Origin of the sequence: Arthrobacter sp. AL05, assembly GCF_029960715.1 — a bacterium.
GTDB lineage: Bacteria > Actinomycetota > Actinomycetes > Actinomycetales > Micrococcaceae > Arthrobacter.
Map to the genome: position 1 here is coordinate 196,357 of NZ_JASBRC010000003.1, position 20,394 is coordinate 216,750.

Annotated in this window: 26 protein-coding genes and 2 pseudogenes; 11 read left to right on the plus strand and 17 right to left on the minus strand. The window is 63.8% G+C overall.

The features are described 5' to 3' along the window. Positions 1 to 2 precede the first annotated feature (2 nt). Positions 3 to 797: a glycosyltransferase gene (locus QK287_RS05410; protein ID WP_226774675.1), complete on the plus strand. Its 795-nt coding sequence runs from the start codon at positions 3 to 5 to the stop codon at positions 795 to 797. 310 nt (positions 798 to 1,107) lie between these two features. Here QK287_RS05410 and QK287_RS05415 read toward each other — a convergent pair whose 3' ends face one another. After that, the gene (locus tag QK287_RS05415; RefSeq protein WP_226774674.1) at positions 1,108 to 1,530 is read right to left on the minus strand and encodes a GNAT family N-acetyltransferase; all 423 of its coding nucleotides are present in this window, start codon (positions 1,528 to 1,530) and stop codon (positions 1,108 to 1,110) included. A 242-nt stretch (positions 1,531 to 1,772) separates the two neighbouring features. Between QK287_RS05415 and QK287_RS05420 the strand changes: the two genes are divergently transcribed. Continuing rightward, the gene (locus QK287_RS05420) at positions 1,773 to 1,931 is read left to right on the plus strand and encodes a hypothetical protein (protein WP_226774673.1); all 159 of its coding nucleotides are present in this window, start codon (positions 1,773 to 1,775) and stop codon (positions 1,929 to 1,931) included. A gap of 471 nt (positions 1,932 to 2,402) precedes the next feature. Here QK287_RS05420 and QK287_RS05425 read toward each other — a convergent pair whose 3' ends face one another. Genes QK287_RS05425 through QK287_RS05440 form a run of 4 tightly spaced genes read right to left on the minus strand, consistent with a single transcriptional unit; the run spans position 2,403 to position 3,654 of the window. Then, positions 2,403 to 2,549, minus strand: a complete 147-nt coding sequence (locus QK287_RS05425; RefSeq protein WP_226774672.1) for a hypothetical protein — start codon at positions 2,547 to 2,549, stop codon at positions 2,403 to 2,405. A gap of 44 nt (positions 2,550 to 2,593) precedes the next feature. Beyond that, positions 2,594 to 2,803 carry a hypothetical protein gene (locus tag QK287_RS05430; protein WP_226774671.1) on the minus strand — a complete coding sequence of 70 codons (210 nt, stop codon included), beginning with the start codon at positions 2,801 to 2,803 and terminating at the stop codon, positions 2,594 to 2,596. Next, positions 2,793 to 3,002, minus strand: a complete 210-nt coding sequence (locus QK287_RS05435) for a hypothetical protein (protein WP_226774670.1) — start codon at positions 3,000 to 3,002, stop codon at positions 2,793 to 2,795. Before QK287_RS05435 ends, QK287_RS05430 begins: the two co-directional genes overlap by 11 nt. A 43-nt stretch (positions 3,003 to 3,045) precedes the next feature. Next, positions 3,046 to 3,654, minus strand: a complete 609-nt coding sequence (locus QK287_RS05440; protein ID WP_282359514.1) for a PepSY domain-containing protein — start codon at positions 3,652 to 3,654, stop codon at positions 3,046 to 3,048. A 152-nt stretch (positions 3,655 to 3,806) separates the two neighbouring features. Here QK287_RS05440 and QK287_RS05445 point away from each other — a divergent pair, with 152 nt between their 5' ends. Then, positions 3,807 to 4,034: a hypothetical protein gene (locus QK287_RS05445; protein ID WP_226774668.1), complete on the plus strand. Its 228-nt coding sequence runs from the start codon at positions 3,807 to 3,809 to the stop codon at positions 4,032 to 4,034. Between the two features lie 133 nt (positions 4,035 to 4,167). Here QK287_RS05445 and QK287_RS05450 read toward each other — a convergent pair whose 3' ends face one another. The 3 genes from QK287_RS05450 to QK287_RS05460 form a co-directional block, all read right to left on the minus strand. Then, entirely contained in the window at positions 4,168 to 4,314 is a 147-nt protein-coding gene (locus QK287_RS05450) for a hypothetical protein (RefSeq protein WP_226774667.1), read from the minus strand. Positions 4,315 to 4,576: 262 nt separating this feature from the next. Next, on the minus strand, positions 4,577 to 4,873 hold the full coding sequence (locus QK287_RS05455; protein WP_226774666.1) for a DUF4190 domain-containing protein: 297 nt from the start codon (positions 4,871 to 4,873) through the stop codon (positions 4,577 to 4,579). Between the two features lie 202 nt (positions 4,874 to 5,075). Next, the gene (locus QK287_RS05460) at positions 5,076 to 5,474 is read right to left on the minus strand and encodes a hypothetical protein (protein WP_226774665.1); all 399 of its coding nucleotides are present in this window, start codon (positions 5,472 to 5,474) and stop codon (positions 5,076 to 5,078) included. 223 nt (positions 5,475 to 5,697) lie between these two features. Between QK287_RS05460 and QK287_RS05465 the strand changes: the two genes are divergently transcribed. Together QK287_RS05465 and QK287_RS05470 are read left to right on the plus strand one after the other, a co-directional pair. Then, entirely contained in the window at positions 5,698 to 6,273 is a 576-nt protein-coding gene (locus tag QK287_RS05465; protein ID WP_226774664.1) for a GrpB family protein, read from the plus strand. Then, a complete protein-coding gene (locus QK287_RS05470) occupies positions 6,270 to 6,719 on the plus strand; it encodes a VOC family protein (RefSeq protein WP_226774663.1) in 450 nt (149 codons plus the stop codon). Before QK287_RS05465 ends, QK287_RS05470 begins: the two co-directional genes overlap by 4 nt. 33 nt (positions 6,720 to 6,752) lie before the next feature. On the opposite strand, the gene QK287_RS05475 is transcribed toward QK287_RS05470, so the two are convergent. From QK287_RS05475 to QK287_RS05490, 4 genes are all read right to left on the minus strand, one after another. Continuing rightward, positions 6,753 to 7,712: an alpha/beta hydrolase gene (locus QK287_RS05475; RefSeq protein ID WP_226774662.1), complete on the minus strand. Its 960-nt coding sequence runs from the start codon at positions 7,710 to 7,712 to the stop codon at positions 6,753 to 6,755. Positions 7,713 to 7,941: 229 nt separating this feature from the next. Further along, positions 7,942 to 8,700 (minus strand): phosphotransferase, encoded by a 759-nt coding sequence (locus QK287_RS05480; RefSeq protein WP_226774661.1) that lies wholly within the window; start codon positions 8,698 to 8,700, stop codon positions 7,942 to 7,944. 2 nt (positions 8,701 to 8,702) lie between these two features. After that, complete coding sequence (locus QK287_RS05485) at positions 8,703 to 9,302, minus strand: AAA family ATPase (RefSeq protein ID WP_226774660.1); 600 nt, start codon at positions 9,300 to 9,302, stop codon at positions 8,703 to 8,705. An 81-nt stretch (positions 9,303 to 9,383) separates the two neighbouring features. Then, entirely contained in the window at positions 9,384 to 10,862 is a 1,479-nt protein-coding gene (locus QK287_RS05490; protein WP_309485690.1) for an MFS transporter, read from the minus strand. A gap of 139 nt (positions 10,863 to 11,001) precedes the next feature. On the opposite strand from QK287_RS05490, the gene QK287_RS05495 reads away from it, so the two are divergent. Both QK287_RS05495 and QK287_RS05500 read left to right on the plus strand, forming a co-directional pair. Further along, the gene (locus tag QK287_RS05495; protein ID WP_282359515.1) at positions 11,002 to 11,862 is read left to right on the plus strand and encodes a helix-turn-helix transcriptional regulator; all 861 of its coding nucleotides are present in this window, start codon (positions 11,002 to 11,004) and stop codon (positions 11,860 to 11,862) included. A 78-nt stretch (positions 11,863 to 11,940) separates the two neighbouring features. Then, a complete protein-coding gene (locus QK287_RS05500; RefSeq protein WP_226774658.1) occupies positions 11,941 to 12,348 on the plus strand; it encodes a Rid family hydrolase in 408 nt (135 codons plus the stop codon). A gap of 262 nt (positions 12,349 to 12,610) precedes the next feature. Here the strand turns inward: QK287_RS05500 and QK287_RS05505 are convergent, their stop codons facing one another. The 3 genes from QK287_RS05505 to QK287_RS05515 form a co-directional block, all read right to left on the minus strand. After that, positions 12,611 to 13,207, minus strand: coding sequence for a cysteine hydrolase family protein (locus QK287_RS05505; protein WP_226774657.1), 597 nt, complete (start codon positions 13,205 to 13,207; stop codon positions 12,611 to 12,613). Between the two features lie 61 nt (positions 13,208 to 13,268). After that, on the minus strand, positions 13,269 to 13,583 hold the full coding sequence (locus QK287_RS05510; protein ID WP_226774656.1) for a hypothetical protein: 315 nt from the start codon (positions 13,581 to 13,583) through the stop codon (positions 13,269 to 13,271). A gap of 126 nt (positions 13,584 to 13,709) precedes the next feature. Continuing rightward, positions 13,710 to 14,168 carry a VOC family protein gene (locus QK287_RS05515; protein ID WP_226774655.1) on the minus strand — a complete coding sequence of 153 codons (459 nt, stop codon included), beginning with the start codon at positions 14,166 to 14,168 and terminating at the stop codon, positions 13,710 to 13,712. A 45-nt stretch (positions 14,169 to 14,213) separates the two neighbouring features. Here QK287_RS05515 and QK287_RS05520 point away from each other — a divergent pair, with 45 nt between their 5' ends. The 3 genes from QK287_RS05520 (at position 14,214) to QK287_RS05530 (ending at position 16,114) form a co-directional block, all read left to right on the plus strand. Next, positions 14,214 to 14,549 carry a MerR family transcriptional regulator gene (locus tag QK287_RS05520; protein WP_226774654.1) on the plus strand — a complete coding sequence of 112 codons (336 nt, stop codon included), beginning with the start codon at positions 14,214 to 14,216 and terminating at the stop codon, positions 14,547 to 14,549. Positions 14,550 to 14,780: 231 nt separating this feature from the next. Further along, positions 14,781 to 15,671: a GDSL-type esterase/lipase family protein gene (locus tag QK287_RS05525; protein ID WP_282359590.1), complete on the plus strand. Its 891-nt coding sequence runs from the start codon at positions 14,781 to 14,783 to the stop codon at positions 15,669 to 15,671. Positions 15,672 to 15,841: 170 nt separating this feature from the next. Continuing rightward, positions 15,842 to 16,114, plus strand: coding sequence for a hypothetical protein (locus QK287_RS05530; RefSeq protein WP_226774653.1), 273 nt, complete (start codon positions 15,842 to 15,844; stop codon positions 16,112 to 16,114). 102 nt (positions 16,115 to 16,216) lie between these two features. On the opposite strand, the pseudogene QK287_RS05535 reads toward QK287_RS05530, so the two are convergent. Beyond that, positions 16,217 to 16,387 (minus strand): annotated as a pseudogene (locus tag QK287_RS05535) (ATP-binding protein); the annotation flags it as partial. Positions 16,388 to 16,827: 440 nt separating this feature from the next. After that, positions 16,828 to 17,129, minus strand: a pseudogene (locus tag QK287_RS05540) (recombinase family protein); the annotation flags it as partial. 547 nt (positions 17,130 to 17,676) lie between these two features. Between QK287_RS05540 and QK287_RS05545 the strand changes: the two are divergent. Continuing rightward, the gene (locus QK287_RS05545) at positions 17,677 to 20,289 is read left to right on the plus strand and encodes a cation-transporting P-type ATPase (protein ID WP_226774696.1); all 2,613 of its coding nucleotides are present in this window, start codon (positions 17,677 to 17,679) and stop codon (positions 20,287 to 20,289) included. Positions 20,290 to 20,394 lie beyond the last annotated feature (105 nt).

Genomic DNA, 20,394 nt, shown 5'->3' on the forward strand with positions numbered 1-20,394 from the left:
GAATGGCCGCCCATGCGCTGCCGCTGCCCCGCGGATGCGGCATCGACCGGATCGCTGTGGTGATTCCTGCCCACAACGAAGACCAGCACCTCGACGATGCCCTGTTGGCGGTGCAGTGCGCCGCCGACGCGCTGCACCGGATCCGGCCCGACGTGGAAGTTGGCGTGACAGTTGTGCTGGACGGCTGCACCGACGGGTCTGCCGGCATCACGGCACGCTACACTGCCACGGACGGGCGTTTTAGTGCCCTCGAAGTGGACTTCCACAGCGCCGGAGCCAGCCGGGCGGCCGGGGCCCGGGCCGCCGGCATCGGCTCACCCCGGCGGCGGCCGCCCGGCAAGCGGTGGACCCCGCCGCCGTGGGCGGGCCGGACGTGGCTGGCCAACACTGATGCCGACTCGCGGGTTCCGGAACATTGGCTGGTCCGCCAGCTGGAGTTCGCCGAGGCCGGAGCCGACGCCGTATTGGGTTCGGTGGAACCGGACCCCGCAGGGATGGACCCGGAGCTGCTGCGGCGCTGGCTGCAACGCCACCCCTTCGAGGAGGACCACCCGCACATCTACGGCGCCAACTTCGGTGTCAGGGCCTCTGCCTACCTGGCCGCCGGAGGATTCCCGAAACTCGTCTCGCACGAGGACCGGACCCTGGTGCAAAGCCTTCGGAGCCGCGCTTTCACCGTGACTGCCACCGACAGTATGCGAGTGCTAACCTCAGGCCGGATCCAGGCGAGGGCGCCGCACGGTTTTGCCGCATATCTGCGGACGCTGGGCAGGCATCAGCTACCTGCGGATGACTGACGGGGACCTAGGGCGCTTCGGGGTGAGCCCGACCAGTTAGTCCCTGGATGGATCTTCTTTGACCGCTCTCCTGAGCTGTTACCCGATCTTGCTCTCAGCAACGGAAGCCATATCAAATTCCTCGACGCCGCTCCGCTCTTTGCTCAAGAGATTGAGCATGCGCGTAGCAACGGCGTAGATGCGTTGTTTGATGTCTGGAACGCGGAGGAAGTGGAAGTTTGGAACCACGAGCGGTCTCTCCCTCGTCTTCTGGGCAGCGCAGAATCGCCGTAAGGCATCCAGATGGGGGTCCTTTAACGGACGTAGGTACTCAGTCGAATCTGATGAAGGCCCTGACCGATCCTCCTTGGAATTCCTCGGTCTGGGTGTAGCCGAGCGCTTCATAGAACGCTTTCTGCTTCAGCTGGTCGTCGGTGATTAGGACTTTCTGACGCACGTGCGGGTACTGTTCGAGCGCTCGTTCAGCGAGGGCTCGTCCTATACCTCTTCTGTGATGGGACGGCCGCACGAGGATGTCCTGGAGGTAGCAAATCGAAGCACCATCGGAAATGACGCGAGCTAGTCCAACCAGCGTGTGGCCATCATGAGCGGCCACGAGTGTGGAAGATCCTTCCAAGGCTCGTATTAGATTGTCAGGGTCCTTCGTGTAGGCAAGCCATTCCACCGCACGGTATAGCTCTAGGACTTCGCTGAGTGGCAGGTCTTTGGCCTTCACTACTTTGATGGTGGTCATGCTTCATCCAAACACGCAACTTAGTTATTGGGTGGCTACGAGATGCGCGCCCGTAGGCCGATCGTCTTATGGGCACACGTCGGAGTGGCTGGGCATGGGCACATGCCGTCCCTAGGTTTGGCCTTCACTTATTCCGGGGGAAGAACCGGGGGGCGGTGTTGACTCCCCGTCAAAGGGTGGACAGTGCTAGCCTCTGAGACTTGCGCCGTAGGTTCGTCGCATCAAAAAACTGGGGGCTTAGCGTGGTTTCGATTGGAATACTGGGAATTCTCTACTCCGTGGTGATGGTGGCAATCGTAGTGCTGGCTGTTTACGCCTTGGTGCTCGGCATCATCTTCCTCCGCCTCCGTATCAAGGAGCTCCGGAGGGCAGCCCTGCCGGGTCCGGACAAGGAAGCCTAGGACACCCCTGAATAGCCGACCTGCACCCGCTCATCGATGTCCGGCGGCCAGGGCGGACCTTGCCAGTTGTGCCCGGTGGCGGTGGCGTTCCCTTCCCCGCACGCATTACTCGAAAGGTGGCCGCATGGCCAACAAGATTCCAAGCCCTTGGATAAGTGCCTCATTCTTCGCCTGGGCGGTCCTGTTCGCACTGTGGCAGCCCTTTGTCTGGTGGCGTGGAGTTGCATCCGTATTCGCCGTTGCACTCGGGTTCTGGGGTCTTTACCTGTGGCGGCGCTATAGGGGAAAGAATTCAAGAACCGCGCCTCCGAAAGCCTAAGAAGAATCCCCACTTGAGACTGGCCGGACCCGCCTGCGGCGTCGTCGCTGCGGTGCGCCATCCTCCTGACGTAGCAACCGCGGACAGCATCTCGTGGCTGACTTCACCGCCAGTCTGGCTGGGCCGCCAGAAACTCACACAGCCCCTGCGTACTAGCTTTCGGACGCCGAGTTGCCTTGGTTCTGGCGACGTTCCTTGAGTCCTGACCGCAGGGTGGTGAAGATCGCGATGCCCATGGCCACTGCGGTGAACCACAGACCCTCCGATCCCTGAAGGGCGAGAGTTACCGAGACGATCATGAGTACTACGGCAACTATGAGAAGTGCCCATCGTCCTGCGGCCATCATTTCCCCTGTTCGGTGGATTGGTGGAGCGTGCGGGGTGTGCGGGACTTCGCATCGTGCCTGCGAAAGATCAGAGCGACCACCAGCATTGCTACGACGCCGATCAGCACGGACGGCACGAAGCCGATGGAACGCCAAAAGAGAGCGAACGGCAGGAACCCGGCCGTGTAGACGGCCAAGTTACGGAGCGCTCGGGTCCTAGTGGTCATCGGCTGAGGCCATGGAGTGCTCGCGTTTCGCGGGTCGGCTGCCGATGAAGTGCTTGAGGATCAGTGCCAGGCCGATCGGCACGAAGATGATGCCCGTGACCAGGCGGAGAGTGTCCACCGGCGCCCACGTCAGAAGGATTGCCGCCCAGAGCAGGAAAAACACTCCAGCAATGAGCGCCGGCAGTGCGGAACTGCTCATTGATTTCTCCCTCGGTGCGGAGCCCGGACCGGGCTTTGCTGAGTCAGACCGACCTTGTGACATGCCGCGAGCCTACCCACGTGGGCATCGAACGCAAGTCACAGCTAAGGTTCCCCGCCAGACGACAGGATTGATCTGATTTCTTGCGCGTAAGCAGCAATAAGCCGGCGCCGCCCGAGCATCGAAGGCACCATCTCTCGTCACGCAGGCGTCCCGTGGAGGGATCCCTTTTGGACAGTGCCGCAGACGGTTCGCATCGTGCGTCACCCGACTCGAAGACGGCTACGGCTGCGGTCAGCGGCCCCGAGGCGGTGCGAAGGAAGCGGCGGGCCCGGGGCGGTCCGATGGCCCAGGACGTACCGCGGATGGGACGGCGCTTCCACCACATGAAGTATCCGCCGATGGCGCTTCCGGCGAGACCGAGCGCAATCGCAGGAAGAACGATCGGGTTGGCGAGACCGAAGAGAACGCCCGTGTGCGCGTCGATGCCCCAGCGCGTGAGTTTCGCTGCGACGTTGAAATCGTTGAAGACGAGTCGCCCGCTCACCATCACGGTGGCAGGGTCGACCGCGACCGCGTCAGCCTGGGTCACGGTCCAGGCTTTGCCCTCCTTCGCGGGCGGCTTAATTTCTACCTTTCCGGCATCGATCACCGGTTCCGTCCATGCCGCGGCAAGACCGTGGTCACACAGGGTCCGATCCGACCCCACCGGCCGGGGGCGGTAGCATCGGGAAAATGACCAGTGGGTAATGATTGGCTCGTAAGGATCCACCAGTCGCGCGGGATAGAGAGGACAATCAAGCCATGGACACAACTCAGACAGCAATCGCGGCCTTCGTTATCACGGCTTTGATCGCAACGGCCATCTACTTCCTCGTCATCAAACGCAAGAAGGCGGGCGCTGGTAACAAGCACCCTCACTTCGAGCCACGTGCCACCCGAGATCGCGAGCTGGGCAATGACGGCCGCAATTACCCGAACGCCACCCGGGTCAACGGTGGCTACAATGGCGGCGGCGGTCTCCCAGGCTGAAAGACGTGGGGGCGGGTGCCACCCACGGTCTAGCGCCCCTTGTCCGCTGGGCGTGCATCCGGGCCTTCTTCGGGACAGACTTGAGCATCCGCGACGCCTGTACCTCGAACGGTGCAAGCGCGAAAGCCGGGCGTTACTCGAACCCGGCAAGCACCCACAGCACCACGACGAGGGAGCGGCCGTCGCCGCCGCCGCCGAGGTCGACGGTGCCGGCCATGTCCTCGTCGACCTCCAGGTAATCCCCGTCCGGTGGCTTTCCACTTTCGCAACGGGTGCCCATTTCGAGGGTTCTTAGCAGACCGACCCTGGCGCTCCGAGGAAAAAGCATCCCTGGAGTCCCCGGTCATGCAGTCAGTCACTCCCGCCATCCAACGGGATCTCGAGGCCATGGAGAACGCGCGCCCGTGGCCGGTGCTTCGTCAGAGAGCCGAACTGGAAGGCAGAAATTGGGCGTCCACGGTGCTGCAGTGCATCGGATTATCCGCCCGCTCAAGGATCCTTTACCGTGCACTCATCAGGCCGGACTTTTGTCGGGATGGACGCTAGCTAACGAGCTGCTGGAGCGCGCCGGGAATGAACATTAACGTATTGATCAACGCGAACGTGGCGATGCCGTAACCGATGGCCAGGGCAACAATGGCCAGACCACGGCCGCGTTCTCCCTTCAACCTAATCTGGCTGAGGGCCATGTGTCCGGACCCCACCGCAAAGACAGCAACAACTGCGGCGCCAAAGATCCAGACGCCGGAGGCAGCGATTACGGCGAAGATGATGGCTGCGACGGACAGCCGGTTCAGTCGAGTAGTCGACGTTTTGGCCGGCACTATTGGCGTACTCATATCGGTTCCCCAAACCTCGTTGTTCAAGCGAGTCTAGTTGGCCCCTCCAATACCTCGAGCGGATCCGTAGGCCAGGCGCTCGGAACTCATATGGCGTTGCTTCGATCAACAGAACCCCGCGTGCCCTATGCGCCACGGTCAAAACGACCGATTTTTGAGGCTGTTCCCGGCAGGCCGGCAGAACCGGGTGGGAACGGTAAGGCTACGGGAGGTAGCTGAGCTGTGGGTTGTTCAGAGGAGCCACGGCGATACAGATCAGCAGGACCGCAGCGAGCCATAGCATCCAGCCGCGGTCGAACCAGGCCCCCGAAGCCAGTCTGATCCCGTTGAAGACCAGGATGGGCAGGGCTACAAGCTGGGCGAGGGTGATAGTCATTTCAAACTGCCGCCACACCGACGTAGAGGCGCAGGAGGCCGACCGGTATTCGCCATCGCAGGCAATTCCGGACCAGCTCTGCGCTCCGGCGATCGATAGGAAGGTGCCAGCGTAGGCGCCCCAACCGAGGACGAGGATCGCTGCCACGGCCGCCCCCGCGAGGACATTCCTCCTGCGGCTGCCCGGTATCAAATTGGAAATTGGCTCGCGTGTCGTTTCCCCCATAGTTCCACCCTAGATGCATCGGAAGCAGGTGCGTCGTCGGTCTCACTGCGCCCATGCGCCAGAACAGTCGCCGGTCAAAAAGGACCGTTATCGAAATTCTGGTGCTGCAAAACTGGTGGCTGATGAGTTTTGACTGATGTGGGTCGAAACCGGAGCGAGATTGGGTTGTCGTTTTCACAATTGTGGGGGAGCGGGAGCTGCCGCGGAGTGCGAGGATTGATCGATGAAATCTGAAGCAGATGCGCGCCTGGACGCCGTCTTGATAGGTGGCCGCGAAGCGCGAGCCATCGTCATCGTGGACTACGACCCTTCCTGGCCCGAACGCTTCGAAGCTCTCGCCCAAACCATCCGGGATGCTGCCGGGGAGAAGGCGGTGTCCGTAGAACATATTGGCTCTACAGCGGTTCCGGGCTTATCGGCCAAGCCCATCATCGACGTCCTCCTGACCGTCATGGACGTTGAGGACGAGTCAGGATATATTCCGGCTCTGGAAGACGCCGGTTTTGTTCTCCGAGTCCGCGAGGAAGGGCACCGCATGCTCAGGACGCCTGCCAAAGATGTTCACGTCCATGTATTTAACCCTGAGGACGAGGCCGTCTCGAAGTACAGAGACCTGCGCGATTGGCTTCGGGTCGATGAAACCGACCGTACCCTGTATGCCTATACGAAGAAGTTGCTGGCACGACAACGATGGTCCGATATGAATGACTACGCGGATGCGAAGACCGACGTCATCTCGCAAATCCTCGCGCACGCCACGGTCTGGCGCGCGAACCGTTCCGAGAGTAGCCGCGTATGACCACGGCAACCGCTGCACCCGACCCCGTCCTGGTGCCGGAACTTCTCATCACGGATCTCGACAAGAGCCTGGATTTCTGGTGCGGGCTATGCGGGTTCGCGGTGCTCTATCACCGGATGAACGAGGGTTTTGCCTATATCGCCATAGGCTCGGCGCACGTCATGCTGGAGCAGGTCGGAATGGGTCGAAACTGGATCACCGGGCCTCTTGAACGTCCGCTGGGGCGCGGGGTCAACTTTCAGGTTTCGGTTCCGTCGATCGAGCCGATTGTGAAGGCCCTCGATGCCGGAGGATGGCCGCTCTTCATGGCACCGGAGACCAAGTGGTACAGAACCGGCGAGCACGAAGCCGGCGTCACACAGTTTCTGGTGGCAGATCCCGACGGGTACTTGATTCGGTTCCAGGCGTCTCTGGGACAAAGACTCGCCTTTCACGAGAAGGCATGAGGATCCACAGGATCGGAATCCGCTGGGCGTGAGTCAGTTGCTGTTGTTGTCGACTGCGGCGGACGTGTTTTTGTGAATGAAGGCGTGAACCATGGGGATGAAGCCCGGTGCCAGTTGCGACGCTCTGTCTTTTGTCGGATCGGGGTCTTCTATGAACAGGCCGTGTCCGGCGCCAGGGAACACGGCTATGCCGTGGGGATTGCCTGGCAGTGGCCGGAGCAGTGACGAGAAGGCTGCCAGGCTTTCGGGGACTGGAACCATTGCGTCGGATGCTCCCAGCAGTGCCAGCACCGGGCACTGGACCCTGGGCAGGATCTGTGCGGGGTCAAAGTCGAGAACCTGCCGGAGGAATCCCAGCATCTCAACAGTGTCGAAGTAACGCGTCGCGATTTCGTACCAGGTTCTGCCGCTGAAGGTTTCTTGACGGGTCAGGACCTCCCCGGGGGCCTGCCCGGAAAGCAGCCGGTCTGCCCGGTCATCGAGCCACCGTCCGGCTTCCGCTAAGGAGATGTCATCCTGTCCGTCCTGGCGGAGGTTGTTCAGGATTCGGAAGCGGTCCTGGAACGCGGGCGAGACACCGGGCCCGGAGTTGGAGATGACGAACTGGATCCGGGCATCGAGGGCCGCTGCGATCAGCGCCACCCACCCGCCCTGGCTCACTCCGTAGAAGCCGCACCCGACGCCTGCTACCGCTGGGTGGGACCTCAGCAGCGCCGCTGCCGCAAGGGATTCGTCCGCCCGGGCAGTCAGGGATTGTGTCCTCCAGTCACCGGAGGAATTGCCGCACCCGGGTTTGTCGTGTGTGAGGACCACTGTTCCGCACGAGACGAGCAGATCAACGGCACCACCCCAGCCATCGGCTGTGCCGTCTCCGGAGCCGTCCACCAGGACCAGTCCCGGCTGGGGGAGGGGTGAAGGACGGTAGTGAATCAGGGCGTTGAGGTCGCCGGCGGCGGTGCTGACTCGGGCGCTCTCCCTGACTATTGGTTCCATAGCCCGGACTGTACATCACCAGATGGGCTCGTCCATATGCTCGGCGACGAAGGCCTGCCGTGATGAAGTTCAGTCGATCGAACCTGTTAGTTCCCAGACTCGTCGGAGTTGCGGCGCAAGGCCAGTGCCATCAGCACTTCGTCTCTGTCTCCCGCGGTCAACCGGAGGGCGGTCGCCGGGTCTCGTGCCACGCGCAAGGCGCGAAGAAGCCCTCCGGTACGCCGATCCGTTAACGTGTTGATGGGAGGAGCGCTTCGACCCAGATGCGTTGGTGCTGTTTTGCGTATTGAGTTGCGGTTCTCCAGTGGTCGCCGTGCCCATTGGCATACATGGTCCCCCACGGTTCCTGACCTGTCTCGTGAGAAGACCTGAGAAGGTTGTGCATGGCTGCGGCGCGGCGATACATTGCGGCGGGGAGGCCGGCGCGCAGGCCAGGGTCTGCTGCATAGCCATCGACGAATGCTGCGAGATTTTGTGCCGCTTCCTTGGGAGCCTGCTGGGTGTTGGAGAGCGTGAAGGCTTGGGCGGCGTAGGCAAGGTCCCATAGCCGGGTGCTCGGCGCGGCAGCGTCCCAGTCGATAAATGCCCATCGTTCACCGATGATGAGGTTCCACGGCGCGAGGTCGTTGTGGCAGATTAGCTCTTCGCCGGGACTGGGAATCGCCGTGATCCACGACGCGCCAGGGTCTGGGGTGAATGCTTCGCTTGCGTCGTGGATGGCCCGCACCATCGCTCCGACCCTGCCGAGTTCTGCATGGGTGAGTGGATCCGAATCGAGGGCAAGCCGGCCTGGAATGAATTCCGTGACCTGCCTGCCTTGGGCATCTTGGCCGAGGGCAGCGGGGACATCGACCCCGGCCGCCCGGACTGCTGTCATGAAGGCCAGGACATGAGGGGTCGCCTCGGTCCACGGTTTACGGACGGTTGACCCCACACGCACGACGACGCCGCTGGCGTTGCCTCCGCTGAGTATTTGCTCGTCTGTCACAGCTAAAGACTAGTTTTCGACAGGCGGGTTTCCGGAAGCTGACCGTCGTCGGGCAGGCTGCCGGGTGGTGTGTGCCGTTGGCGGCTAAGGACTGAATCCGCGATCCGTTGCGCAGCTTGGTCCGCCGTGATGTGCGTGGTGTCGATGACCTCGGCTTCATGGTGCAGCCAAGTATGAGCTGCCTCGGCGTACGGTTCCAGGTACGCGAAGCGGAACGTCGAAGGGGCAAGGTCCTTATCGTTCTGTATTCGGTCGCGGAGCGTTGCCTGGTCGGCGTGGAGAACAAAATGCTGGATCGGTATGCCGTGAGCGCTCAGCCCCTCGCTGATCTCCCGCCAGTAGGTCTCCACCAAGACCGTCATCGGCATCACGAGCGTTCCGCCGGTGTACTCGAGCACACGCCTGGCGGTTTCGACAACGAGCGTCCGCCACGGGTCCCAGTGCTGGAAGTTATCCGTCGCCGGAAGCCCGGGTTTGATGTCCATGAGTACCTCACCGACCTTTTCAGCGTCGAAGACGCGGGATCCGGGCAGCAACTGCTGCACGAGCGCGCTCGTCGTTGTTTTACCCGCCCCGTGGGTGCCGTTGAGCCAGATAATCATGGACCGAAGCCTAGCGCCAAAAGACGTTTGCTTCCCCGCCCGGCCGGCAGCCCGGGAGGGTCTCTTGGCGGAGGACTGGGTCTAGTTTGCTTCTGCCGGGACTGCAGGACGCATGCGCAGAAGGAGTCCGACGAGTAGTGCTGTGGCGAGGCAGAGGCCGGCGTTGATGCCGATGGCCGGTAATACGGCGTCCAGGACCTGCTGCGGGGCGTTGTCGCTGCCGTGCCGGAGTAGGGACGCGGCGATGATGGTGCTCATGACCGGGATGCCCATGGTGATGCCGACCTGCTGGCTCATGGTCGTCAGCCCGGTGGCGAGGCCCTGTTCGGTGTCCGGCAGCCCGGTGGTGGCGGTGACCATGAAACCGACGATAGCGGCGAGGTTGGCGACGCCGCCGATGAAGGTTCCGATCAGCACGATGATCAGGGATCCTTGGCTGGTGTTGATGAGGAGCAGGGATCCGGTGGCGGCGGCCTGGATGGTGAGGCCGAGGATGATGGTGTTTTTGTTGCCGAGCCTGCCGATGAGCTTCGGCGCGATCAGGCCCCCGACGATGGTGCCGGCGCCGAGCACGGCGAAGGACAGGCCGGCCCCGAGCGGGGTGTAGCCGAGGACCTGCTGGAGGTAGAGGGTGAGGACGAAGACCAGGGAGGTTTCGGTGGCGAACGCGAGGATTCCGGCGATGTTGCCCCAGGCGATGTTGTTTCGGCGCAGGATACTCACGGGGACGAGGGCATGGGCGGTGTTCTTTTCGATGAAGAAGAACACGATGAACAATGCCGCGCCTGCGGTCAGGGTGCCCCACGCCAGTGGGTCGTCCCAGCCCTTCTCGCCGGCCGTGGTCAGGCCGAAGACGAGTGCGAGCAGGGCAATGGTGACGGTGACGGCGCCTGGGACATCGAGCTTCGTCCTGTTCCCCCGGGCGGATTCGGTCAGGAGTTTCGGTGCCAGGATCAGAACGAAGGCCGCGACGGGGATGTTGATGAAGAACGCCCACCGCCAGGAGAGCAGGTCGGTCAGGAGTCCGCCGAGGATCGCGCCGGTGGTGAAGCCGGCGGCCATTAGGGAGCCGTTCAGTCCCAGGGCTTTGTCCCGCAGCGGTCCCTCGGGGAAGGACGTCGTGAGCAGGGACAGGGCGGCCGGGGTGACGGCGGCGGTGGCGAGGCCCTGGGCGACACGTGCGGCCAGCAACAGGCCGGGATCGGTGGCGAGGCCGCCGAGAAGGGAACCAATCCCGAGCAGAGCCATGCCGGCGATGAAGAGGCGTTTGCGGCCGAAGAGGTCAGCGACCCGGCCGAAGAACAGGGTGAATCCTGCCGCGCAGAGCGCGAAGGACGTCGCGATCCACTGCAGGTGTTCGAGGGAGAATCCGACGTCGGCCCCGATGCGGGGGAGTGCGACGTTGAGGATGGAGAAGTCCACCGCGAGGGTGAAGCTGGCGGTCAGCAGCAGGACCATGATGAGCCGCTGCCGGCCGGTCATCCGGGGAGGCGCTGCGGGAGCTGGCGGGGCCGGTGGTGCGGTGAGCTGGGGGAGTGGTGAGGTGTCGCGGGCTGTCATGGCGGGGATGTCCGATCGCTGAAGTCTGGGATGGGTTCCCTTCCACCCTGCCGGTCCCGGGCACGGACAGCCACGCCGTGCTGTGGGTAGCACTGGCAGTGCTACCCACAGTTGGTGATGTTCGGGAATACTCACAGGTATGAATCAACCGGCAGCCATGGGCGAGTTCCTGCGCAAACGACGGGCCTCCCTGAGCCCGGGCGATGTCGGGCTCATGGACTACGGGACGCGGCGGGTGCCTGGCCTGCGGCGTGAGGAGGTGGCGATGATGGCCGGGATGAGCGTGACCTACTATGCCCGGCTGGAACAGGGCCAGCACCTGAACGCCTCCGACGCCGTCATTAACTCCCTTTCCAGGGCGCTGGCGTTGACCGACGTCGAACGCAAGCACCTCGCGGACCTCTCCGGAATCCGGCGCCGGAACGCGAAGCCTTCCCGCAGCCGCCCGGACCATGTCCGGCCCGGAACGAAACGGCTGATCGAGTCCATGCACCCGGTCCCGGCGGTGGTGCTGGGTAAACGCACGGAGGTCCTGGCCTGGAACGCCGCCGGCCACGGCCTGGTCGCCCCGCATCTGGACTTCGAATCCCCGGAAACGCCGACACAGCGGCCGAACATGACCCGGATGCTCTTCCTGGACGAAGCCACACGGAACCTGTATGCGCACTGGCGGACCGAGGCCGGCCGCGCCGTGGCCTCCCTGCGGCTCCTGTCGGGCCGGTTCGCCGACGACGCCGAGCTCGCCGCGCTGGTCGGTGAGCTGACCCTCAAAAGCCCGGAATTCGCCGTGATGTGGGCCGAACACCCGGTCGAGAACTGCATGTCCGGTAGCAAAACCCTGCACCACCCTGCGCTCGGACCGCTGGAGCTCGGGTTTGAGGTCCTGACCATGCCGGACGATTCCGGTCATCGGATCCTGACCTACACGGCCGAACCCGGCAGCGCCGAGGCCCGCGCACTGGCCCGGCTCACAGACGAACGAACTGTTTTGACGCTCTGATCAAGAGAAGCTCGCTTCGCGAGCCGACAGACGTGACCCGATGGACAGAAAAGTGGGGCAACCACAATGGAGGCAAACATGGCGCGAGTGGTCAGTCTCATTCGTTCGGACTCTCTGGCAGACGTTGCGCAGTACGCATACGCAGCAACCGCCCCCAGCGGCGCCCGCCTTATCTTCCTGGCCGGCGCATGTCCGCTGAACGCGGATGGTTCGACGGCGGGGGTAGGTGACTACACGGCCCAGGCGGAGAAGGCGATAGCGAACATGCGCCTTGCTTTGGAGGCGGCCGGTGCGGGCTTGGAGGATGTGATCAGCACTCGCGTTCTCGTCGCGTCTAACGACAGGGTCGACCTGGTGGCTGCGTGGGACGTTGTCCGCACCTCGTTCGGTGACCACGATGTTCCCAGCACCCTGATGGGAGTCACTGTTCTCGGCTACCCCGACCAGCTCGTGGAAGTCGAAGCGGTAGCCGCAGTCCTCGACTGAACGCGGCACCAGCCGGCAACGAAGCTGGGGACGCTTGCCGGGGGTGGGTGGTTGAACAAGGATCAGCCCCGCCCCGCAGGAACGAATGGCCCATCGGTGCACCAATGCGGTCTGTCTTGAGGCGAGCCACTCACCCTTCATCAGCCGGTCCGGGCAGCTCACCGAACCAATCGCTGGGATCTAGACCAAGCGCGAGAGCCGCCGACCGCGGGAGCGCCTGAGGCCCCAGGGGACGCGGAAAGGACAGTCGTGTCAGCTCCGGCTACCGGGCAGTAATCTGCGTTGCCCGTTCTAGCAGATCCGATGTGGTCACGACTGTGGCGAACTCTTCGTGGAGATTCACCCCTGTCATCCGTGACAGGTCAGCCGCGGTGACGTTTTGTCTGTCCGGGGCGGTGCGGTCGAAGGTGTGGGTCGCGTCGAGGGGGAAGTAGACCCGGTAGCCCAGATTGCCCCCGACTCGAGCCGTGGTTTCGCAGCAATGGTTGGTGGTGATTCCGCAGACGACCAGCTCCTTGATGTCGTTTTCCTGAAGCCACGCGTGTAGATCGGGGGTGCCGTGGAAGCTGGAGTTGACGTTCTTGCGCACCAGAAGATCCGGTGTGCCGGTGATGATGTCCTTGAACGCGTTGCCGGGGTTGTTCGGGTGCAGGGGGGAGGAGGGCGTGGTCGAATCGTGGCGGACGAAAACGATGGGACGGCCGGTTTCCCGCCAGCGCATCAGCAGGGCCGCGATGTTCGCCTCGCAGGAGGGGTTATCGCGAGGACCCCAGTACGCGGCGTCGTCGAAGGCCCGTTGCGCATCGATGATCACCAGTGCGGCACGGGGGTCAATGGTGGGATTTCGCGCGTGGCTCATGGATGTTCCTGTCGGGTGTTGGTTAGCGATGGGGGACTGTTTCATTCGGCCAGACGGTCTCTCAACTGTTACGTGTATGGTCCACCCGCAGCATCGTAAGGTCCTCGGCTGCGTTGATGATGACCCCACATCCGGGTTCAGTGACAGCGAAGACGGTCCCTGGCTCCAGGGCGTACCGGGCATGTCCTCCAGGAAGGGACGCCCAGCCGCGGCCGCCGATGCAATAGAGGGACGTTCCCTCCCCGGCTTCTACCCGTTTTTCGCCATCGGTTGTGGAGATGCCGAGTTCCTGTATCGCGTACCCGAACTGCTGATCCTTGGATATGACCTTGCCGGCGCCGCATGCGTCACGGTCGGCCGTTGTTGCGTGGAACATTGAATTCTCTTTTTCGATTGGGATGGGGACGCGGGGGCGGGACGTCCGCGGCTGATCTTTTATGCTCGTGCTGTCCTGGTGCGGCCTGAGCTGATCCTGGAGTGCCGTGAATCGTTGGCAGCTGCTTTAGGGGTGTTTGAACCCTGGGCGGGTGCTGCGTGTCTGGATGTCTTCCAGTTCCTGGAACAAGGTCAGCTGCAACCCCCCGGGACCGGTCAACCTGGAGTTCAATGACTTCCATGGCGTTTCGCGCGGCTCGGCAACGAGGGTGGCGCCGCCCGCGACGAGATCCTTCGTTGCCGTGGCCGAATCGTCCACTTCGAAGGCGACCCGGATTTTTGCGCTCCGTTGGCCGTCGGCCTCGATATCGTCGATCATCCGGATCTGGGCCGGGTTGGAGAGTTCGAGCGTGGCGCGACCGACCTCGAGGATGGTGACTCTGGCATCGCCGTCACCTTCAAAGGCGGCTTGTTCAGTGAGGCCCAGCACGTCTCGGTAGAACGTCACCGCGGCCTCGTAATCTTCGGCTTCGACGATGAGGCGCAGCTGGCGCACAGGGGCTGTGGTTCTCTTCTCTGTAGTCATGCTCGTACCCTAGAACCTGACACCAATGTGAGAGGCAAGGCATAGATGCGTATCGGAGAACTTTCGGCCGCGACAGGGGTCAGTGTGCGTTCACTGCGGTACTACGAGGACCAGGGCCTGCTAAGCGCGGACCGCACCGGATCAGGGCAAAGGGTCTACGGCCCGGATGCGGCGGCCCGTGTGGGGCTCATCCAGGAGCTCTTCGGAGCCGGCATATGCAGCGCAACGATGGTCGATCTGCTCCCGTGCATGAGTGATCCCGGCGTGAGGACACCCAAGCTGCGGAGCCGGTTGCTCCAGGAACGCGACCGGATCTCGGACACCATCACAAACCTCGCGACAACCCAGGCAGCCTTGGACCGGATCATCAACGAAATCTGAGTATGCCAACCTAATTGGGGACCACTGAGACGGCTTGATTCAGGACCACCCACGAGCCCACGCCCCGGAGTCGGTCCCGTCCGATGGGCCGCTCCCGGAGGACGACGGCGCTGCTAAGTTTGTCGTATCGGTGCGGCTTCCGTTCGGACGGCATCCGAGTGACGAAAATTCTGCCCAAGGAGCACCCCTCTGGTACACCCGGAACGCACTACAACCTCTGCCCCGGCCGACCTGGTCTTCTCGTTCGGCACCCTGTTGGATGAGAAGGTGCTGCAGTCGCTGTTCGGCACCCGGCTCAACACGGTCAAGGACTCCCTGATCGGGCACGGAACCACCGAGGTCGTCATCACCGACCTGGATGTGATTGCCAAGAGCGGCAAGAACGTTCACCTCGGCCTCGTCCGGCGTGAAGGTAACTCAGTATCCGGCGGCCTGCTGGCTCTAACCCCTGACCAGCTGGCCACGGCCGACGCCTACGAGGTCGGCGCCTACGCCCGCCGCCGCGTGCCCACCGGAGCCCACGGGCAGGCCTGGTGTTACGTCTCCGCCGAGCCTCTGGCCGTGGCCGAACGCATTGCCCTGATCGGCGATAGCATTGCCTACGGGCGCTGCACCCCGGAAGGCGGCTGGGCCGCCCGGGTCGCCTCGCGACACATCGCCCGCGACGAGGAGAACAACCGGTTCTTCAACCTGGCCTGGCCGGGCGCCACCATGCTCGAGGTCCTGGACGCCGCCGAGGCCGAGGTGTCCGCCCGCCGCGCCGACACGATCCTGGTGGCGGCCGGCATCAATGACCTTCTCCATGTCGAGGGACGAAGCGGGGCAAAAGTGAGCCAGGACGTAATCGCCCGGCTGGAGTCCTTCTGTGATGCCATGGAGTCCCAGGGACGGCGCGTGGTGGTGATGAGCCCGAACTGGGTAGACACCACAGTGATACCCGGCCTCCATCTGGACGAGATCCTAGACCTGCGGGAGAGCATGCGGTCCTGGTGCCAGCGGACCTTCCGGGACTTCCTGGACACCTGGAACGTCCTGGCCGACCGCCCGGCCCTGTTCAGCGACGGCATCCATCCCTCGACCGAGGGCCACCGACTGCTGGCCGAAGCTGTCGGCAGCATCTGAGCTGATCCCCGGGCCGCGTGTAGATTATCCGGGACAGCTGTCAGGGCGGTGGAAGTGCCTCTTGGCGGACGCATATGAAGATGTGCGGTCCGACCCCACCATCGCTCACTGGCGATCTTGTCAGTGGATTCAAGGTCAACGATGGACGAGATTCTTCAAGGAGGTTTGTAGTGAACCGTAGCGAACTGAAAACAGTTCTGGAGTCTGAAGGCTACAAAACAAATGCCTATGAACTTGAGGGTGGCACCCCTGACGATACGTACTGTCTAGAGGATCGCGGCCATGAATGGGCGGTCTACTATTCCGAACGCGGGTGCCGGTTTGAGGAACAGATATTCTTCACCGAGAATGACGCCTGCAAAGATTTCCTGCGGCTCATGAGGCGGACGCCGTCTGCCCGCGTGAGGAACGGGGAAGAACTACCTCGGCCGCCGATGTTCTGAACTCGGCTCTCACCGGTATTCGAAAGGTGACGCGGCCTCATGGCGCTTAGAGCTTTACTCGGCGGTCATTTCGGACTTGATGCGCCGAGCCCCTGGGGCTCACTACGGTTGGTTTGCGTGTTTGGTGGGCGATGGTGTGGGCGAGTCGGCGCCGGATTCGATGATGGAGCCGTTGAAGGTTAGCCTGTCCACGATCGCGGCGCAGAGACGAGGGTCCGTGAAGGTCTTGGTCCAGCCGGAGAAGCATTCGTTGCTTGCGATCGCGATGGAGTTCGCCGTCGCAGCGTTCGTTCCGGCGTATACCGGCGAGTAGTTGGTGGTCTTGGTTCAAGCCGTCCCACCGGTACTGAATCAAACTGCCATATTCACCCGACTCATACCCGCGATCGTATGGGCAGGTGCGGCACCTCTCCCCATCGCATGGAGACGGACCCCAGCGGGCTAAGTGACAAAAAACGATGCGAAAAGCCGCCATTTATCGCCGTGAGTCACAGCCAGGGCGTCAGGGCAGGAAACGCAGGTCAAAAACGACCGTTTCCGCTACAAGCAATCAGGCGCGTTCAAGAGTGTCGTTTTTCGGAGTCGTCTGCACAAGCACCCGTTAAAGTACGGGGTTGTGCAGACGACTCTGAACATTTAGTTGCTTGAACCCGCCTGCGCAACTCGGCGTTTTGCATCGAAGATGTCTGCACGGAACGGTTGCGGCTATTGCGTTAAGGCCTTCGCTCGGGGCTCCGACGAAATTCCACGCTAAGCGGTCCCGTGGGGTCGCCTGCGCGTTTGATGGTGCCGTAGACGGTGGAACGCGCGACCGCGAAGAGTTCGGCCAGTTCCACGGTCGTGTGGGTCGCTGCCCGGTGTACGCAGACCAGGTGCGCTTCCTGTTTTTTGAGAGCGTGGGCTGCTTCCCCCGCAGGCGGCCCTTCGCCTTGGCGACGGCCATTCCCTCACGGGTTCGTGAGCGGATCAGGTCGGCTTCGAATTCGGCGACCATGGCCAGGACGTTAAAGAGGAGCAACTCATCCGGGCGTGCGTGTTGAGCCAGATCAGGGCCACCGCTACTGTCCACCGTCGCAGGCGTCGACGGGATGGCTGGACAACAAGCCTAAGCGTGCATGCCGGAGATATTTGCGACGGCGGGGTCGACACCACGCATTACCTGGCGGACGGATGCCCACCAGGCAGTGAAACCGCTTGGTCGAGAAGTGTTCCGTGGGACGTTCCCTACGGAAATTTAGTGGGTAGTGCAGACGAGTGTGGACATTCCGTGCAGACGACTTCGGAAACTGACATTTTGTGGCTCACAACCACCTGACCGAATTGCCGCTGCCATGAGCCGGTGCAGCCGTTTCGGTGACTGCGGGATTCCTCGTGGCAGTCCCTCGTCCACACCCGCCGTGACCTTTGGCCCTAACGTGGGCCGGGCGTGGAGGCGCACCCTCAAGCCATGAGCTACCTGATCCGGGTTGGTCCGCAATGTTGCGCCTAAGCGGCTCCGGGGAGCCGTGACGCCGGGGGCCACTTCCGGACGGAGCGGCGTCGGCGGCCCGAGCGCCGGAGCCGTGCCGGGCGTCGCGGGACTGAGTTCGGCGGAGGCCGCCCGGAGGCTGGAACACTTCGGGGCGAACAAGCTCCCGGAGGCCGGCACGGTACCCGGCTGGCGCAGGCTGCTGGCCGAACTCACGCATTTCTTCGCCGTGCTGCTGTGGTGCGCCTCCGTGCTGGCCTACCTGGCAGGGATGCCGCAGTTGGCCATCGCGATCGTCGTTGTGATCCTGGTGAACGGAGTGTTCGCCTACATCCAGCAGGAGCGCGCTCAGCATGCCGCAGCGAAGCTGCGCGAACTGCTCCCGGCGATGGTCTCGGTCCGGCGGGATAACCGCATCATCAAGGTCCACACCACCGAGCTGGTGCCCGACGACGCCGTCGTACTGGTTGCCGGCGACCGGGTCCCGGCGGATCTCCGGCTGGCGTTGGCGGCAGGCTGTTCCGTGGATGAATCGATGCTCACAGGTGAAAGCGAGGCGCTCGCCAAGATCCCCGGCGACACCGTGTTTGGCGGGACTTTTTTGGTTAACGGCCAGGCTGAAGGTGTGGTCGCGAGCACCGGCGGGAAGACCCGGCTCGCCGAAATCGCGGCCCTGACCGGAAAGGTCGAGGCGCCGCCCAGCCCCCTGGCCCGGGAACTGCAACGGATCGTCCGCATCACGGCCGCGATGGCACTGGGCATCGGCGTACTGTTTTTTGTCCTCTCCCTTTTGGTGGGAATCTCCTGGCGGGACGCCTTCCTGTTTGCCATCGGGGTCGCCGTGGCACTTGTGCCCGAGGGCCTGCTGCCGACGGTCACGCTGTCCTTGGCGGTGGGGGCGCAGCGGATGGCGCGGCGCAACGCACTCGTCCGGAACCTGGAAGCGGTGGAGACCCTCGGCTCCACCACCTTTATCTGCACGGACAAGACCGGGACCCTGACCCAGAACCGGATGAACGCCGTCGAGGTCTGGACCCCTGCCGGATTGGTCAGCATCATCGGCGCAGGGTACGGCCCGGAGGCCGAGGTCACCGGAACGGGAACCGGGGAGGCAGGGCACCTCAGCACCGCGGCGCTGGCCGCGTCCGTGGGCCGTGCGGTGCTCCACGAGGGGCAGTGGATCGTCGAGGGCGATCCGATGGAGGCCGCCATCGATGCGCTGGCGGCCCGGCTGGCAGGAACCGGACAGCGCCCCGCTGAGCCCGCGGTGTCGCACCGCTTCGCCTTCGATCCCCGGCGGCTGCGGGAATCCGCAATCGCTGGGACCACCTTGTACGTCAAGGGCGCCCCGGAGTCCGTGATTCCGCTGTGTGGCGGGGCGGGCGGGGACGGTGCCGACGGCGCCGACCGCGCCGTGCAAATGGTCGACCAGATGGCCTCGCACGGGCTCCGGGTACTGGCCGTCGCCGAGCGGAGCCTGCCTGGCCTGCCCGGCGCCGATTTCAAGCTTGAGGACGTTGAACGCGGACTGACGCTGCTGGGGCTGATCGGCCTGCACGACCCACCCCGCGCCGAGGTCCGGGTGGCGCTCGAGGCGGCCCGCGGGGCCGGAATCAAAGTGGCCATGGTTACCGGAGACCATGCCTTCACGGCAGCCGCCATCGCCCGGGAGACCGGGCTGATCGGAACCCCGGAGCTTGTGCTGGAGGGACACCACCTGCCCGAGGACGACGCCGTCCTGACCGCGCTGCTGGACCGCGACGGGGTGGTGGTCAGCCGGGTTACCCCGGAACAGAAACTCCGGGTCGCCCGCCTGCTGCAACGCCGCGGCCACGTCGTGGCAATGACCGGCGACGGCGTCAACGACGGCCCGGCACTCCGGCAGGCGGATATCGGTGTGGCGATGGGGCGCAGCGGCACGGACGTGGCCCGGGAGGCGGCGGACCTGGTGCTGCTCGATGACGACTTCGCCACCATCATCGCCGCAGTGGAGCAGGGACGCGCCACCTACGCGAACATCCGGCGCTTCCTGACCTACCACCTGACGGACAACGTCGCCGAACTTACTCCCTTTGTCATTTGGGCGCTCTCCGGCGGGCGGTTTCCGCTGGCGCTGAGCGTGCTGCAGGTCCTGGCCCTCGACATCGGCACCGACCTGCTGCCCGCGCTGGCGCTGGGCAGCGAGGCCCCGAGCAAGGGAACACTGAAACGGCCCCCGGAGCGGCGGCACCTGATGGACCGGGGGCTGATGATCCGCGTGTTCGGAGTGCTGGGGCCGGTCGAGGCGGTCTTCGAAATGACGGCGTACACCGCTGTCCTGTTCGGTGCGGGCTGGACCCCCGGGGCGGCACTGCCCGCGGCGGATGTGCTGATGGCCGCCTCCGGAGCCGCGTTCACCACAGTGGTCTTGGCCCAGCTCGCTAACGCCTTCGCCTGCCGCAGCGCCAGCGTGCCGCCGTGGCGGCTGGGCTGGTTCAGCAACCGGCTGCTGATCTGGGCGGTGCTGGCGGAGCTGGGACTGTTGGCGGTCTTCCTGTTCCTCGGGCCGCTGGCAACGCTGCTGGGCCAAGCCCCGCCCTCGCCCGGCGGTCTGGCCGTGGCCCTTGCCGCCATCCCAGCCGTGCTGCTTGCGGACTGGCTCTACAAAACGGTCCGTCACCGCCGGGTCGCTCGGGCCGCCGCGGCATTCAAGGTCCAAAGCCTCTGACATCGGATGGTCCGCCGCCACAGGATGGCTCCAGGGGCGCCGGACGCCAGCGGTCACCATCGTGTCCAGTGTTTTCCTTCCCAATTGCCGAAAGCAGGAGTTGCG

What these genes read in the sequence shown, in the direction of transcription:
- QK287_RS05410 (WP_226774675.1), top strand. Translation starts at nt 3, where the DNA reads ATGGCCGCCCATGCGCTGCCGCTGCCCCGCGGATGCGGCATCGACCGG.
- QK287_RS05415 (WP_226774674.1), bottom strand. Translation starts at nt 1,530, where the DNA reads ATGACCACCATCAAAGTAGTGAAGGCCAAAGACCTGCCACTCAGCGAA.
- QK287_RS05425 (WP_226774672.1), bottom strand. Translation starts at nt 2,549, where the DNA reads ATGATCGTCTCGGTAACTCTCGCCCTTCAGGGATCGGAGGGTCTGTGG.
- QK287_RS05430 (WP_226774671.1), bottom strand. Translation starts at nt 2,803, where the DNA reads ATGACCACTAGGACCCGAGCGCTCCGTAACTTGGCCGTCTACACGGCC.
- QK287_RS05435 (WP_226774670.1), bottom strand. Translation starts at nt 3,002, where the DNA reads ATGAGCAGTTCCGCACTGCCGGCGCTCATTGCTGGAGTGTTTTTCCTG.
- QK287_RS05445 (WP_226774668.1), top strand. Translation starts at nt 3,807, where the DNA reads ATGGACACAACTCAGACAGCAATCGCGGCCTTCGTTATCACGGCTTTG.
- QK287_RS05450 (WP_226774667.1), bottom strand. Translation starts at nt 4,314, where the DNA reads ATGGGCACCCGTTGCGAAAGTGGAAAGCCACCGGACGGGGATTACCTG.
- QK287_RS05455 (WP_226774666.1), bottom strand. Translation starts at nt 4,873, where the DNA reads ATGAGTACGCCAATAGTGCCGGCCAAAACGTCGACTACTCGACTGAAC.
- QK287_RS05460 (WP_226774665.1), bottom strand. Translation starts at nt 5,474, where the DNA reads ATGGGGGAAACGACACGCGAGCCAATTTCCAATTTGATACCGGGCAGC.
- QK287_RS05465 (WP_226774664.1), top strand. Translation starts at nt 5,698, where the DNA reads ATGAAATCTGAAGCAGATGCGCGCCTGGACGCCGTCTTGATAGGTGGC.
- QK287_RS05470 (WP_226774663.1), top strand. Translation starts at nt 6,270, where the DNA reads ATGACCACGGCAACCGCTGCACCCGACCCCGTCCTGGTGCCGGAACTT.
- QK287_RS05475 (WP_226774662.1), bottom strand. Translation starts at nt 7,712, where the DNA reads ATGGAACCAATAGTCAGGGAGAGCGCCCGAGTCAGCACCGCCGCCGGC.
- QK287_RS05485 (WP_226774660.1), bottom strand. Translation starts at nt 9,302, where the DNA reads ATGATTATCTGGCTCAACGGCACCCACGGGGCGGGTAAAACAACGACG.
- QK287_RS05490 (WP_309485690.1), bottom strand. Translation starts at nt 10,862, where the DNA reads ATGACAGCCCGCGACACCTCACCACTCCCCCAGCTCACCGCACCACCG.
- QK287_RS05495 (WP_282359515.1), top strand. Translation starts at nt 11,002, where the DNA reads ATGAATCAACCGGCAGCCATGGGCGAGTTCCTGCGCAAACGACGGGCC.
- QK287_RS05500 (WP_226774658.1), top strand. Translation starts at nt 11,941, where the DNA reads ATGGCGCGAGTGGTCAGTCTCATTCGTTCGGACTCTCTGGCAGACGTT.
- QK287_RS05505 (WP_226774657.1), bottom strand. Translation starts at nt 13,207, where the DNA reads ATGAGCCACGCGCGAAATCCCACCATTGACCCCCGTGCCGCACTGGTG.
- QK287_RS05510 (WP_226774656.1), bottom strand. Translation starts at nt 13,583, where the DNA reads ATGTTCCACGCAACAACGGCCGACCGTGACGCATGCGGCGCCGGCAAG.
- QK287_RS05515 (WP_226774655.1), bottom strand. Translation starts at nt 14,168, where the DNA reads ATGACTACAGAGAAGAGAACCACAGCCCCTGTGCGCCAGCTGCGCCTC.
- QK287_RS05520 (WP_226774654.1), top strand. Translation starts at nt 14,214, where the DNA reads ATGCGTATCGGAGAACTTTCGGCCGCGACAGGGGTCAGTGTGCGTTCA.